This window comes from Pseudoalteromonas sp. GB43, from assembly GCF_054923805.1.
Genome location: NZ_JBPCHJ010000001.1, coordinates 511921 through 525166, shown reverse-complemented (window position 1 = coordinate 525166; position 13246 = coordinate 511921). Strand labels below are relative to the sequence as shown.

Annotated in this window: 11 protein-coding genes and 7 tRNA genes; 13 read left to right on the top strand and 5 right to left on the bottom strand. The window is 42.1% G+C overall.

Going from position 1 to position 13246, the window contains the following annotated elements; all coding sequences use genetic code 11:
• The first annotated feature begins 7 nt into the window (after window positions 1–7).
• The 10 genes from dnaQ to ACRWSG_RS02390 all read left to right on the top strand — a co-directional run bounded on the left by dnaQ (window position 8) and on the right by ACRWSG_RS02390 (window position 3942).
• Window positions 8–718, top strand: coding sequence for a DNA polymerase III subunit epsilon (dnaQ, locus tag ACRWSG_RS02435; protein WP_054551624.1), 711 nt, complete (start codon window positions 8–10; stop codon window positions 716–718).
• A 9-nt stretch (window positions 719–727) separates the two neighbouring features.
• Window positions 728–2101, top strand: coding sequence for a TIGR03503 family protein (locus ACRWSG_RS02430; RefSeq protein ID WP_462165524.1), 1374 nt, complete (start codon window positions 728–730; stop codon window positions 2099–2101).
• 98 nt (window positions 2102–2199) lie between these two features.
• Window positions 2200–2276: transfer RNA gene (locus ACRWSG_RS02425), tRNA-Asp, on the top strand.
• Window positions 2277–2303: 27 nt separating this feature from the next.
• Window positions 2304–2380 (top strand) — tRNA-Asp (locus tag ACRWSG_RS02420).
• A 41-nt stretch (window positions 2381–2421) separates the two neighbouring features.
• A tRNA-Asp gene (locus tag ACRWSG_RS02415) sits at window positions 2422–2498 on the top strand.
• A gap of 30 nt (window positions 2499–2528) precedes the next feature.
• Window positions 2529–2605, top strand: a tRNA-Asp gene (locus ACRWSG_RS02410).
• Between the two features lie 37 nt (window positions 2606–2642).
• A tRNA-Asp gene (locus ACRWSG_RS02405) sits at window positions 2643–2719 on the top strand.
• A 31-nt stretch (window positions 2720–2750) separates the two neighbouring features.
• Window positions 2751–2827, top strand: a tRNA-Asp gene (locus tag ACRWSG_RS02400).
• Between the two features lie 50 nt (window positions 2828–2877).
• Window positions 2878–2954, top strand: a tRNA-Asp gene (locus ACRWSG_RS02395).
• Window positions 2955–3219: 265 nt separating this feature from the next.
• A complete protein-coding gene (locus ACRWSG_RS02390; RefSeq protein WP_462165523.1) occupies window positions 3220–3942 on the top strand; it encodes a helix-turn-helix domain-containing protein in 723 nt (240 codons plus the stop codon).
• A 23-nt stretch (window positions 3943–3965) separates the two neighbouring features.
• Here the strand turns inward: ACRWSG_RS02390 and ACRWSG_RS02385 are convergent, their stop codons facing one another.
• Complete coding sequence (locus ACRWSG_RS02385) at window positions 3966–4430, bottom strand: SEL1-like repeat protein (protein WP_119852042.1); 465 nt, start codon at window positions 4428–4430, stop codon at window positions 3966–3968.
• 121 nt (window positions 4431–4551) lie between these two features.
• On the opposite strand from ACRWSG_RS02385, the gene ACRWSG_RS02380 reads away from it, so the two are divergent.
• A complete protein-coding gene (locus ACRWSG_RS02380; protein WP_462165522.1) occupies window positions 4552–5844 on the top strand; it encodes an NCS2 family permease in 1293 nt (430 codons plus the stop codon).
• A gap of 26 nt (window positions 5845–5870) precedes the next feature.
• Here the strand turns inward: ACRWSG_RS02380 and ACRWSG_RS02375 are convergent, their stop codons facing one another.
• Window positions 5871–6629, bottom strand: a complete 759-nt coding sequence (locus ACRWSG_RS02375; protein WP_054551619.1) for a hypothetical protein — start codon at window positions 6627–6629, stop codon at window positions 5871–5873.
• A 297-nt stretch (window positions 6630–6926) separates the two neighbouring features.
• On the opposite strand from ACRWSG_RS02375, the gene cysB reads away from it, so the two are divergent.
• On the top strand, window positions 6927–7904 hold the full coding sequence (gene cysB, locus ACRWSG_RS02370; protein WP_054551618.1) for an HTH-type transcriptional regulator CysB: 978 nt from the start codon (window positions 6927–6929) through the stop codon (window positions 7902–7904).
• 55 nt (window positions 7905–7959) lie between these two features.
• On the opposite strand, the gene ACRWSG_RS02365 is transcribed toward cysB, so the two are convergent.
• From ACRWSG_RS02365 to pabB, 3 genes are all read right to left on the bottom strand, one after another.
• Entirely contained in the window at window positions 7960–9336 is a 1377-nt protein-coding gene (locus ACRWSG_RS02365) for an L-serine ammonia-lyase (protein WP_462165520.1), read from the bottom strand.
• Window positions 9337–9437: 101 nt separating this feature from the next.
• A complete protein-coding gene (locus tag ACRWSG_RS02360) occupies window positions 9438–10016 on the bottom strand; it encodes an NUDIX hydrolase (protein WP_462165519.1) in 579 nt (192 codons plus the stop codon).
• Between the two features lie 17 nt (window positions 10017–10033).
• Window positions 10034–11377 carry an aminodeoxychorismate synthase component I gene (gene pabB / locus ACRWSG_RS02355; RefSeq protein ID WP_462165518.1) on the bottom strand — a complete coding sequence of 448 codons (1344 nt, stop codon included), beginning with the start codon at window positions 11375–11377 and terminating at the stop codon, window positions 10034–10036.
• Window positions 11378–11558: 181 nt separating this feature from the next.
• Here pabB and ACRWSG_RS02350 point away from each other — a divergent pair, with 181 nt between their 5' ends.
• Window positions 11559–13085 (top strand): fumarate hydratase, encoded by a 1527-nt coding sequence (locus ACRWSG_RS02350; RefSeq protein ID WP_462165516.1) that lies wholly within the window; start codon window positions 11559–11561, stop codon window positions 13083–13085.
• The last annotated feature ends 161 nt before the right edge of the window (window positions 13086–13246 follow it).

The window sequence follows — 13246 nt, the reverse complement described above, 5'->3', positions numbered from 1 at the left end:
AGACGATATGGCACATAGACAAATAGTTTTAGATACAGAAACCACGGGTATTGACCCAAAGCAAGGCCACCGCATTATTGAAATCGGTTGTGTTGAACTTGTAAATCGCCGTCTTACTGGCAACAACTTCCATGTGTACATCAATCCACAACGTGAAATAGAAGAAGAAGCAATAGACGTACACGGTATCACTAACGAATTTTTGCGTGATAAACCCCTGTACCACCAAATTGCCCATGAGTTTTTAGAGTATATTCGTGGTGCTGAGCTTGTTATTCATAACGCAGCGTTCGATATCGGCCACATGGACAATGAGTTTGCATTGTTAAATCAAGGTTTTCCGAATACTGCCGATGTATGTAGTGTACTTGATACGTTAAAGATGGCGCGTGACTTGCACCCAGGTCAAAAGAATAACCTTGATGCACTTTGCCGTCGTTACGATATTGATAACTCAAAGCGTACTTTACACGGCGCTTTACTGGATTCTGAGATCTTAGCCGATGTTTACCTGTCGATGACGGGAGGGCAAGTAAAGCTGAATCTTAATCAAAATAAAGATGAAGGCTCAACTCAACAAGCTGGTGGTATTCGCCGACTAAGTGCTGATAGAGCACCACTTGTAGTATTAAGAGCAACAGAACAAGAGCACGCCGCTCACGAAGAGCGTTTAGACTTGGTTGCAAAGGGTGGCCAATGCCTATGGCGTGCAGAATAAGGTAATAAAATGAGAAAACAACTACTAGCAGGATTAGTGTGTTTAATTCCCTTCACGGGATTTGCCAATGAGCAAAATAAAATAACCCCATTAGAACGTGATGGGGTGCAAAATGAAATTCCCCTGCTAGAGAACCGTTTTCGTATCGATCACAAAATCGATAAAGTAACTTTACTCTTCTTTCGTAAGCGCGGTGCCCCTGCCGTTGTGTTAGTTCGCCCTGACGGCACTAAGTATTATGCAACTGACTCAGTTAATAATGATGACCTCGACTGGTATGATGAATTGAGCTATGACTTGGTAACGATAAGCAACCCAATGCCAGGCCCTTGGCAAGTGGTCGGCAGTATCTTGCCTGATAGCCGTATTATGGTGCTGGGTGAAATAGAGCTTAATGTTGATCCACTCCCGCCCATGCTGTTTCGTGGCGAAACAGTAAAACTAACGGGCCGCGTATTAAATGACGGTGAGCCAATAGAAGTTGGTCAGTTTAGAGATGTGATCAGTTTGCACGTTGATTTTGTCAGCACTAATAATAGTGATTACGCAAACTTTGGTGCAGGTACGCAAAGTGTTACTGACTTTAAAGATGATGGCCGTGGCTTTGATGAGCGTCCGCTTGATGGTGTGTTTACCGGTGAGTTTAAACTGGTCTTTCCGGCAGGTGAGTGGCAGCCAGAGCTATATATAGAAACACCTATACTAAAGCGTACCGTGGTGCAAAAACCGATAGTCGTGCATGAGCCGCCTTTTGATTATGAAATAGCCCTTGCTGAGCAAGATGAAGATGACCACATTTTAACAATCACCTTAAACCCTGAAATCGTCAAACCAGAAACTGTGCTCATTCAAGGGAAAATTTATTACCCTAATAATGAAGAGCAAATGTTCTCTTTAGATGCTGATAAATCGCAAACACGGGAACTGGCCATTAAAAATTATGATTGGGGACGATACAGTGTTGAGCTCTCTGTATTTGGTAGCAACATAAATGACCGTGAATTTATGGCGACGTTACCGACGTATAAATTTGAAATTGAGCGACCAATTGAAGCTGTACCAGAAATTGTTCGCCCAGAAATTGATTTAGAAGCGCAAGCAGAGCAACAACGAATTATTGAAGAAGAACAAAAAGCGTCCACCATGCTGATGGTGACCTTAATTGTTGTTGGAAATTTAACCGTACTTTTATTAGGTTGGCTGGCAATTAGAATTTTTGTTCAGAAGAAACCGCTGAAATTTAAAATTTCTTTACCGTTTTTAAAGAAAAAAAATCAAACCGAAAATGATGAGCAAGCAACGAATGAAAATGAAGTTGGCAAAAACGGCTCAAAAAATGATAAATCAGGTGAAATTTTAAACCTTTCGATGTCAGATGACTAAAAAACCTGTAAAAATACAAAAAACCCCTTGACGAACTAGAGGGTGATTCGTATTATTCACGCCGCTGTCAGGGGAGACTCAGTCAGCAACGAAAATGTGGAGTGGTAGTTCAGTTGGTTAGAATACCGGCCTGTCACGCCGGGGGTCGCGGGTTCGAGTCCCGTCCACTCCGCCAATTTTCGACAATTTGTAAGTATGCGCTGGAGTGGTAGTTCAGTTGGTTAGAATACCGGCCTGTCACGCCGGGGGTCGCGGGTTCGAGTCCCGTCCACTCCGCCAATTACTTGCACAACTTATGGTTGTAAAACATTTTCCTTTGCGGAGTGGTAGTTCAGTTGGTTAGAATACCGGCCTGTCACGCCGGGGGTCGCGGGTTCGAGTCCCGTCCACTCCGCCAATAGGAAAAATAAATAGCATTAAATACTGCGGAGTGGTAGTTCAGTTGGTTAGAATACCGGCCTGTCACGCCGGGGGTCGCGGGTTCGAGTCCCGTCCACTCCGCCACTATTTAAACGCTATTTAATTACAAAATTTGTATCGCGGAGTGGTAGTTCAGTTGGTTAGAATACCGGCCTGTCACGCCGGGGGTCGCGGGTTCGAGTCCCGTCCACTCCGCCAACAAATTAAGTAATAACAATGATATCTCTGCGGAGTGGTAGTTCAGTTGGTTAGAATACCGGCCTGTCACGCCGGGGGTCGCGGGTTCGAGTCCCGTCCACTCCGCCATTTGATATCATAAACAAATTAAGTGCATTACCCCATGCACATACCACTGCGGAGTGGTAGTTCAGTTGGTTAGAATACCGGCCTGTCACGCCGGGGGTCGCGGGTTCGAGTCCCGTCCACTCCGCCATTTGTTTTCCTCAAGCAAATGATTATATAAGTCTTTACACTACGCCTTAGTATTTCCTTATACTGAAAACGTATCTCGTATCTCGTATCTCGTATCTCGTATCTCGTATCTCGTATCTCGTATCTCGTATCTCGTATCTCGTATCTCGTATCTCGTAAATTTCTTCCTATCTTGCTAATATTCTTCATTATTCCTATTTATTCAGCTTTTTATATCTGCATGAATAGCAAAGAATGGCGGCTCCACAACAAAAAGGAAATGCGTTATGAGTACATTCGGAACACAACTAAAACACTATCGCAGTGAGCTAAAACTAAGCCAACCAGAATTTGCTGAGCAAGTTGGAATAGAGCAAAGCTACCTTTCAAAACTTGAGAACGATAAATCAGTGCCTTCAAACGACACATTTCGTTCAATATTAACGGCGCTCAATCTAACAATTTGCGACTTTATGGAGCCATTAAAACATTCTGTAGATAAAGCGAGATTGATTAATGTGCCTGACATTGAAGCTTGGTGTAAGCAACAAAGTAATAAGCAATTCATTAAACAGCGCTCATTAATCTATATTGCGATACTGTTAAGTGCGCTAGGCTGTGCCATGTTTTATTTAGGGCATCAAGAAAAGCTATTCAATACAACGTTCTATGAGTACAAATCATATGGTGTAGTGAAAGATAATGAACCAGATGGCATTTTTCATGATTGGCGAACGCTACTTGTAGAACAAAGCCGCAAGAAAATAGATGCTAAACGTCGAGAAATGATTAGCAGGCATGATTTTAAATTTATTATTTCAGCGGACTATAAAGGTATTTCGTTTGTAGAATCTGGCGAGCAAGGCAGGCGCTTATATAGCCTTACTTCAAAAACACCTATTATCAAGCCCCATAAAGGTCATGTGTGGCTTGAGTTTATAGGTATCTTATTGCTTGTAGTTGGTGCAGGTCTCATCACATTTGAGAGTAAACTGACAAGAGTGCATTAATGAGTTGTAGAACCTGACGCGTGTTAGCTGGCGTCAGGATCACGAGGAATTAAATGTGCAAATTGCTGCTGGTGGATTTGTTCATATAGGGTAGCTGCATAGCTTTGCGCATCATGTAATCTACGCGTACTGATGTGTTTTCTAAGATCATCAAGTGCAGCCGTTGCAGGTTCATAACCTTGGCTACTTGCCAGGCTTAGCCACACCGCGCCATGAAAAACACTGTGCGGAACACCTTGTCCTTTGATGAAAAACAGCCCCATATAAAATTGCGCTCTATGGTTACCCGCCATAGCTGCTAAGCGCATCCATTTGGCAGCAAGGGGAGGCTGTTCATTTTTTAAATAATACAAAGCTTTGTTTAGTACGTTTTCAACAGATTGAGTACTTTTATCTGGCGCCGACCCTTTATCGGGTTGGGTAATAAAGGCAAGTACATTATCAAGCTGTTGCTCTAAATCTAAGCCTACTGGCGAATTATCAGACATAGTTTAGTTATTTTCTTGAAATAAAAGACCTTATTAGTTTAGAACATTGCAAGGTAAAATGTCCTCTTATTGAGATAAAATATGATAAAATTAGCCAATTAATCTCAACTTAAAGTTCAACATGTTCGAAAGACTTTTCAAAATCACTGAAAACAACACCTCTGTGCGCCGCGAGACTATTGCTGGCATCACTACATTCATTACCATGGTTTACATTGTATTTGTTAACCCTGCCATGCTAGCAGAAGCGGGAATGGACCAAGGTGCGGCATTCGTAGCAACCTGTATTGCTGCTGCAATTGGCTGTTTTATCATGGGTTTATGGGCAAACTACCCATTAGCACTGGCTCCGGGTATGGGCTTGAACGCCTTCTTCACTTATGGTGTTGTTTTGGGCATGGGCTACACTTGGCAAGCTGCATTAGGTGCAGTTTTTATGTCTGGTTGTATCTTTTTATTCTTAAGCCTATTTAAGGTGAGAGAGTGGATCATAGACGCTATTCCACTGGTATTAAAGCGAGCCATTGCCACGGGTATCGGTGCTTTCTTAGCGCTTATTGCATTGAAAAACGCCGGGATTATCGTAGCAAGCCCTGCAACCTTAGTGCAGTTAGGCGATATCACAGCCCCAGGTCCACTACTTGCGATTTTTAGCTTTTTTGTTATTGCAGCACTGTTATATCGCGATGTGAAAAGCGGCGTACTTATCAGTATTTTATTAGTAACCGCAATTGCGCTTGGTTTAGACCTTGTGGAGTATCAAGGAATTATTTCAATGCCGCCTTCAATTGCACCAACCTTTATGCAATTGGATTTTGCAGCAGCATTCGAAATCTCAATGCTAACAGTGGTATTTGCGTTCTTATTTGTTGATTTGTTTGATACTTCAGGCACTTTAGTTGCTGTAACGCAAAAAGCAGGTATTGCTGATGAACAAGGTAAAATGCCTCGTTTAGGTCGTGCATTAAGCGCTGACAGCACAGCTACCATTGCAGGCTCAATGCTTGGTACGTCAACAACAACGTCTTACATTGAATCAGTAGCAGGTGTGTCTGTGGGCGACCGTACAGGTCTAACTGCTGTTGTTGTAGGCATTTGTTTCTTGTTAATGATGTTCTTTGCGCCACTTGCTGGCATGATCCCAGCTTATGCAACGGCAGGTGCAATTTTATATGTAGCTGTATTAATGATGCAAAACTTAAAGCTGGTAAATTGGGATGATATGACAGATGCCATTCCAGTGAGCGTAGTATTATTAATGACGCCGTTAACTTTCTCGATTGCTCACGGTATTGCGCTTGGTTTTATTTCTTATACTGCAGTGAAGTTGGTATGTGGTAAAAAAGATGAAATCAGTATTAGTGTGTGGGTATTAACAGCGCTGTTTATTGTTAAGTTTGCGTTTTTATCTTAATTTTCACAAAGCAAAGAAAAAGTGGTTTACCACTTTTTCTTTGGTGCGAATAACACGTCTAAATCGTCCTGCTCTTGTTCTGCTTTCTTCTTTAGTGACGTCGCATTTGATGCTTTCAACTCAGAGCTAATCGTTTCTAAATAACCTTCAACTTCTTGTCTTTTCGAGTTTACATATTCATCGCTATAGCTAACTGAGTTAAGCGTTGCCAGTGCTTTTTCGAAATACTGTCTGGCAGAGCCCACCATATTTGCTGAGCGAGCTGAAAGCCCACGCTTAATTTGGCTTTCTACGTTGATTCGAAGTTGTAGTTTTTCAAGGCGTTTATCTTCGGCAACAAATATTTGACTCTCGATTTTACCTTTACTATGTTCAGAGCGTAGCACTGCCCTAAGTTTTTTTATTCCTTGAATTAAAGAAATAAGCTGCTTATCGTTGTCTGGTAACACTAATGAGTCGCTATTATTTGCCTCAATTGGACCCCCTAAACGCTGTTTAGCTTCATTTAAGCGACTTTTGAGTTCCTTAGAACTTGGAGAGAGTTGTACCATACTTGCAAGCGCATCATATATACGGCGCTGAATAATACGTAGAATATTCTCAGACATGGGAATATTGGCACTGTTAAGCAGCACGTCTTCTGCCTCTTCAATGATTTTCTTTTGTTTAGTTAACTCTTTGCGGCGCTCTGCTTCTTGTTTTTCTTTGTGTTGTTGCACAGCACTGACCCATAATGCGATCACAATTAATGCAACAATGAGCATGATGATGATAGAAACAATCATTACTAAATCTCAGTTTTAACTATCTAATTTTTTTATATTACCTTAAAAAGATTAGATCTGAACAGTTTTGCGGTAGTTATCTCGAATAAACTTATTAAGTTTACTACTTTATAATGAGTATAGCGCTAAACTAACATCTTTATTGAATATTTTGCGAGTAAACACGGCTACCGAGCATTAATTTAATGTGTTAGCCTTAGAAACAATCGATATAAATGTATAGCGCGATGAAATATCGCTTGGCATTGCGCTTTGCAGCCTTTATAAATAAACAATAACAACGTTTACAATGCAGCCATGAAACTACAACAACTCAGATATATAGTCGAAGTCCAAAATCATAAACTGAATGTCTCAGCGACAGCCGAAAGTTTATTTACCTCGCAACCGGGGATCTCGAAACAAGTTCGTATGCTTGAAGACGAACTGGGCGTACAGATCTTTGGCCGTAGTGGCAAACACCTTACCCATGTAACCAGTGCCGGTAACGAAATAATTAATATTTCGCGAGAGATATTGTCGAAAGTTGAAGGTATTAAAGCGGTTGCTAATGAGCATACTTTGCCTGATCAAGGTAAACTTAACATTGCGACTACTCATACTCAGGCTCGTTACGCATTACCGAATGTTATTCAAGGCTTTATGAAAAAGTACCCGGCAGTTTCTCTGCATATGCATCAAGGAACGCCACAGCAAATTTCTGATGCGGCAGCACGCGGTGATGCTGACTTTGCCATTGCGACTGAGGCACTACATTTATACTCTGATTTAGTTATGTTGCCGTGCTATCACTGGAATCGCAGTATTGTTGTGGCAAAAACACACCCGCTTGCGCAAAAGGCTGATAACTTAACGGTTGCCGATGTGGCTAAATACCCACTGATAACTTATGTGTTTGGTTTTACTGGTCGTTCTGAATTAGATAAAGCCTTCAATGCTCATGGCCTTGAGCCGCATATTGTTTTTACTGCAACGGACGCTGATGTCATTAAAACTTATGTTCGTTTAGGGCTAGGTGTGGGTGTTGTGGCGTCTATGGCGATTGATCAAATAACAGATACTGATTTAGTCTGTATTGATGCAAGTCACTTATTTGAAGCGAGCACCACTAAAATTGGTTTTCGAAAAGGCAGCTTCTTGCGTAGCTACATGTATGATTTTATTGAGCGTTTTGCCCCGCACTTAACGAAAGAGCTGGTTGAACGAGCAAGTTTATTACGTAACCAAGAAGATGTTGATAAACTCTTCGAAAACATTGAGTTACCAGTAAAATAGAGATAAGAAAGCCGCTTTAAAGCGGCTTTTTTTTATGCTGAAAGCGTGCTGTAAATTAACACTCGATGATGTTAACCGCTAAGCCACCGCGAGCGGTTTCTTTGTATTTCGTTTTCATATCATTACCTGTATCGAGCATGGTTTTAATGACCTTATCAAGGGTTACTTTTTGCTCTCCAGAACCACGCATAGCAAGGCGTGACGCATTGATTGCTTTAATTGAGCCCATTGCATTACGTTCAATACATGGTACTTGTACAAGACCGCCAACAGGGTCACAAGTTAGACCTAGGTTGTGCTCCATGCCGATTTCAGCGGCGTTTTCAACCTGTACAACATTACCACCCATAATTTCAGTTAGTGCACCCGCTGCCATTGAGCAAGCAACGCCCACTTCACCTTGGCAACCAACTTCAGCACCCGAAATTGACGCATTCTTTTTATATAAAATACCAATTGCTGCCGCCGTTAATAAGTAACGTGTTGCAATATCACGGTCTACTTCTTTAATGAAAGTGTGATAATACATTAATACTGCTGGCAAAATACCTGCAGCACCATTGGTTGGTGCGGTAACAACACGGCCGCCAGCAGCGTTCTCTTCGTTTACAGCAAGGGCAAATAAATCAACCCAGTCCATCGCACGTAATGGGTCGTTGTTTACTTCAATATTTAATTTAAGGTGTAAACTAGGGGCACGGCGCTTTACTTTTAATCCGCCTGGTAAAATCCCTTCTGTACGCATACCACGCTCAATACAGGCTTTCATTACTTGCCAAATATTAAACAGCTCATCCTTGATGTCTTTTTCGCTGCGCAGGGTTTTTTCGTTATGCATCATAAGTGTTGATACACTAAACCCTGATTCACGGCATAGCTCTAATAACTCTTTAGCTGTGTTAAACGGATAAGGCGCTGGGTTTTCTTCGCGAATTTCGAGTGCTTTTTGTTTTTCGTTCTCGAACTCTTCATCACTGACGATAAAGCCGCCACCGATTGAGTAATACACTTTGCTGAATAACTTTTCGCCATTTTGGCTAGCAATGATTTCCATTGCATTTGAGTGTTTTGGTAGAGTTTTACGACGATGAAATACAATCGCACCTTGCTTAGGGAAATTGGCTTTATGGCTTTGGTTTAAATAAATAACCTGCTCTTTTTCGATTTTTGCGAGGATATCGTCGACTAAATCAGCATCAATGGTTTCTGGATCATAACCGGCAAGGCCTAAGATCACAGCTTTACCAGAGCCATGGCCAATACCTGTTTGACCGAGTGAGCCAAATAGCTCAACTTTAATATCGGTGACGTTTGCAAGTAAGTTTTTTTCTTCTAGTTCGTTTACAAATAAACGCGAAGCGCGCATCGGGCCAACTGTGTGAGATGACGATGGATCAATACCAATACTAAACATATCGAATGCACTGATCATAATTTGCTACTCATTTTTCTATTAACGGCATACTACCTGCCTTTGAACGGTCCCACATGATAACGTTTAAACGTGTCTGTGTAACCCTAAAAGCAGGATAATTAAACTGGTAGGGCGAGCTGCTTGATAAAGTTATTAATAATGCTTGCTGTTGCTCCCCAAAGCAGACCATGGGGGGTCATCAAGCCTTGCAAAGTAATGGTTTTACCATTTCGCTCAAAGGGGAGGGGTTGCCAATTTTGTTGATTACTTAAATAAGATAAGGGTAGTAAAAAACTGGCAGCAACTTCGTTGGGATCTGCTTGCCATGTTGTGCCCTCACTAAGGACACACACAAAAGGTTCAATAGTGAAACCGGTTAGAGTCGCGTATTGATGTAATTTACCGTGGACAGTCACTTGGTGTGTGCCAATATTAAGCTCTTCATTGAGCTCTCGAAGAGCGGTGTGCAGCAAAGTGTCATCTTGTTCTTCATACTTTCCACCCGGTAAGCAAATCTCCCCCGGGTGATGAAGTAAATAACTAGGTCGCTTGCACAATAACAAATGCGCTTCGTCGTTAACATCAAGCAGAGGTAACATTACGGCACTGGCACGCTTTTCGGCATTAAAGCGAATGCTAGCTGGGCGCTCTGTGGTTTGACTTAAACTAAAACGGGCAATTATTTGCTGGCTATTCAAGGTGGTTACTTCAACTTTTACTTTAATAAAGGCAGTATTTTATTTACTTTATCGTAAGTTTCTTGGTACTCCAAGTCGACCTTTGAATCAACCACAATGCCACCGCCAGCCCAGCAATAGATTGCACCTTTGTGACACACTAAAGTACGGATTGTGATACTGGTATCCATCTTGCCACAGGCACTCAAGTAGCCAATTGAGCCGCAGTACACACTACGACGATGCGGCTCGAGCTCTTCTATAATTTCCATAGCGCGAATCTTCGGCGCTCCGGTAATTGAACCACCCGGGAAAGCGGCATGAATTTGGTCAACGGCATCTTTGCCATCCGCTAATTCTGCGCGCACAGTACTTACTAAATGATGCACAGCCGGAAAGCTTTCAATGGCAAATAACGAGGGAACGGTGACGCTACCTGGGCGAGCCACTTTGCCTAAATCGTTGCGTAGCAGATCAACAATCATGACATTTTCTGCGCGGTCTTTTTCAGATTGTTGTAAACGGATTGCTTGCGCTTGGTCTTGTTCAGAGTCAGCCAAACGAGGGAGGGTTCCTTTAATTGGCTTGGTTTCTATTTGGCCCTGATTAATAGCAATAAAACGCTCAGGGGAGATAGATAAAATAGCGCCATCAGGGTGATTTATATAGCTTGAAAACGGTGCTTTATTCGCTTCTCGAAGTTGTTTATAGGCTTGCCATGTTGAACCAGAAAACTCAGCTTTAAAACGCTGTGCAAGGTTGATCTGATAGCAGTCACCACTTTTTAAATAAGCTTGAATTTTCTCGAACTTTTCGCTGTAGCTGGCTTTACTCATGTTTGATTGCCAGTCGCTTTGTAGCGCGAACTCTGCACTTGCTGGTGTTTCGTTTAGGTGCTGCCGGTATAGCGCTAAGCGATTATGATTTGGCTGACAGACGTAAAACCAGCTTTGCTGTTGCTTATCATAAATAAGGGCATCTGGATAAAGGCCAATAGCCATTTGCGGCATGTTAATGTCGTTTTCGGCAGTAGTTGGCATGCTTTCAATCACGCGACCTAAATCATAACCAAAATAGCCAAGCCAACCACCTGTAAAAGGCAGGTTATTAGAGTTTGCTGTGTGATTAAATTCCTGAAGGCCTTCTTTCATCAAGCTAAAACAATCACTTGATTGTGCTTTGCCGTCGACAAAGCAGGTATTTTCACGCACTTCTAATTGCTTTAAAGGGGCAATAGCGATGATATCGAAGCGGCTATTCACATGTTCGCTATTGGCTGAATCGAGCAACACGGCATGGGGCAAATGAGCAAAATGACTAAATAGCGCGATGCAATCACCACTTAAATCTAATTTTATGCACAAATTTTCATCGTTTATCATCTACATTGCCCTGAATAACTAGCCCGAAACGGGCGAGGAGGGTATCATAAGTTAAATTTGATTGGCAGCGTTATGATTTCCTTTATAGTGATGCCATGACTAACCCGTAGAGTAAATCTTCGTCACCGGTTTACTCAGGATCACGTACAGCGCTACGCGATAAAAACTTAAGGAACCCGTAATGAGTACAATTCGTCAGCAAGACTTCATTGATAGCATTGAAGATGCATTGCAATACATTTCTTTTTATCACCCTCTCGATTTCGTACAAGCCTTAGAAAAAGCTTACAACAAAGAGCAAAGCAAAGCGGCAAAAGATGCCATTGCGCAAATTTTAATTAACTCTCGTATGTCTGCTGAAGGTAAACGTCCACTGTGCCAAGATACAGGTATCATTACTTGTTTCGTAAAAGTAGGTATGGATGTTAAGTGGGATAAAACAGACATGACTGTACAGCAAATGGTTGATGAAGGTACACGTCGCGCATACTTAAACCCAGATAACCCATTACGTGCATCAATTGTTGCAGACCCAGCTGGTACTCGTAAAAACACTAAAGACAACACACCATCAGTTGTTCATATTGACTTAGTGCCAGGCGCTGAAGTAGAAGTAATGGTGGCAGCGAAGGGCGGCGGTTCAGAAAATAAAACGAAAATGGTTATGCTTAACCCATCTGATGATGTGGCTGCATGGGTTGAGAAAACATTACCAACCATGGGGGCGGGCTGGTGTCCACCTGGCATGCTAGGTATAGGTATTGGCGGTACTGCAGAAAAAGCTGCGGTACTTGCTAAAGAATCATTAATGGATCCGGTTGATATTCACGAGCTAATTGAGCGCGGCGCTGAAACAACTGAAGAAAAAATGCGTATCGATATCTTCGAACGTGCTAATAAGTTAGGTATTGGTGCTCAAGGTCTTGGTGGTTTAACAACCGTAGTTGATGTGAAAGTTAAAACGGCACCAACTCACGCAGCATCAAAACCAGTGGTAATGATCCCGAACTGTGCAGCAACGCGTCACGTACACTTCACGTTAGATGGTTCATACCCAGCTGATCTTAAAGCGCCTAAACTAGAAGATTGGCCAGAAGTTACATTTGAAGTAGGTGAAGGTACACGTCGTGTTGATTTAAACACACTGACTAAAGAAGACACGCAAGAATGGAAGATGGGTGAAACGGTTCTTCTGTCTGGTACTATTTTAACGGGTCGTGATGCCGCGCATAAACGTTTACAAGATATGATCCAATCAGGTGAAGGTTTACCTGAAGGCGTTGATTTTGATAACAAGTTTATCTACTACGTTGGCCCTGTAGATGCAGTGGGTGATGAAGCGGTAGGTCCTGCTGGCCCTACAACTGCGACTCGTATGGATAAATTCACTGATATGATGTTAGAAAAAACGGGCATCATCGGTATGATTGGTAAAGCAGAGCGTGGTCCTGCTACAGTAGAATCAATCAAAAACAATAAATCTATCTACTTAATGGCAGTAGGTGGTGCAGCTTACCTTGTATCTAAAGCAATCAAGAAAGCACGTGTTGTTGCGTTCGAAGATTTAGGTATGGAAGCAATCTACGAGTTTGAAGTAGAAGATATGCCAGTAACCGTTGCCGTTGATAGTGAAGGTGCCAATGCGCATACGCAAGGCCCTGCTATTTGGAAAGCAAAAATCGAAGAACTTGATGGCAAATTAAAATAACCATCTTGAAACTCTTTTCATAAAACGGCGCACCTGCGCCGTTTTTTTTCAGCTCTGACCAGTCTCAGCTATTTCTCTAACATCTCTTTAAAAGCTGATTTTACTTGGCTTTATCGGCATAATTTTTTTGTCATTTTTTCTTTACGCTATACTTTACCTTT